Below are 596 nucleotides of genomic sequence, written 5' to 3'. Positions count from 1 at the left end.
ATCACGATCACGGTTAAATATACCAAGATAAATAATAAGCAATCGGTTATTGAATACCAAGACGTTGACGATAACAACAAGGTGATTGCTTCTAATAATCTTGCAGGCAAGGAGGGTCAAAAGATCCCTCATGATGAACACGACAAGACTATTAAAGACTTAATCAATGCGGGCTATGAAGTAGCTTCTGATGGTTTTACTGATGGTGGAGATAAAGTATTCAATGACGCTTCGCAAAAGTTCGTCGTTAAGATGAAGCACAAGAAACAGACCTATCTACCAGGGCAAAACAATCCGCTGACAGGTAAAAATGATGACGCGAACCTCATTAAAGAAGTTAAACAGACCATCAAGTATGTCGGTACGCCAACACCACTGTCTGATAACGTACAAACAGTCAAGTTTACCCGTGAGGGTACAGTAGACTTCGTAACCAAGAAGACCGATTATGGTCCGTGGAGTCCGGCAAGTGCTGCGTTTAAAGATGTCAACTCACCAGAAGTAACTGGGTATGAAGCTGATACCAAAGTAGTAAAAGGAACCCAGGTAAAGTCAACTGATCAAGATATCACGATCACGGTTAAATATACCAAGAT

The 596-nt window shown here is 40.9% G+C and carries 1 pseudogene; it reads left to right on the top strand.

Annotated features, from left to right (window positions below):
• A pseudogene (locus H3R29_RS09110) lies at positions 1-596 on the top strand (hypothetical protein); the annotation flags it as partial.

The organism is Lactobacillus sp. M0393, from assembly GCF_016102025.1.
GTDB classification, from domain to species: Bacteria; Bacillota; Bacilli; order Lactobacillales; family Lactobacillaceae; genus Lactobacillus; species Lactobacillus melliventris.
This window is presented reverse-complemented; position numbering and strand designations above follow the sequence as displayed.